1 protein-coding gene is annotated in these 547 nt (G+C 41.7%); it reads right to left on the bottom strand.

The window, feature by feature from the left end; genetic code table 11:
- Nucleotides 1-142: 142 nt before the first annotated feature.
- Nucleotides 143-547, bottom strand: a 405-nt coding sequence (locus A3751_RS15655) for an RlmE family RNA methyltransferase (RefSeq protein ID WP_304439038.1), incomplete at its 5' end; no start/stop codon positions are given.

The raw sequence follows: 547 nt of genomic DNA, 5'->3' as shown, positions 1-547 counted from the left end.
AAAGTTGTGTGTTTAATACGAAGTAAAATATACAACCAGATTCTTAAATATACTATTTACCGAACCTACATATTTACAGTTTTCATTCGGCGAGCGAATGAAAATTTGCTAAAGCCTTTAACAATACTTTGATAACCCGCTGCTACTGGCCTTTGTAACCTATTCCTATCTGGTATATTTCTCTCGACCGAGCACGCGATGCATCCGGTTTACGGGAATATACTTTCGTAAACATTGTGCGCATTTGCGCTAGCAAAGCATCAAAGCCCTCACCTTGAAATACCTTTGCCACAAAGTTTCCGCCTGGTTTTAAGGTGTGAGCGGACATATCTAAAGCTAGCTCAACCAAGTACATCGCAGAAGGAATATCAACTGCAGAGTTACCACTCATATTGGGGGCCATATCTGAGATTACAAGATCTACCTTGCCATCTATTTCTGCCAAAATCATTTCGAAGACATCGTCATCCGTAAAATCACCTTGCACAAACGTCACGTCTGGCAGCGGATCCATCGGCAATATATCGCTCGCGATCACTTTTCCAGA

The sequence above is a fragment of the Oleiphilus sp. HI0080 genome (assembly GCF_001635135.1).
The sequence above is the reverse complement of the archived record's forward strand: the minus strand, read 5'-3'. Positions and strand labels throughout refer to the sequence as shown.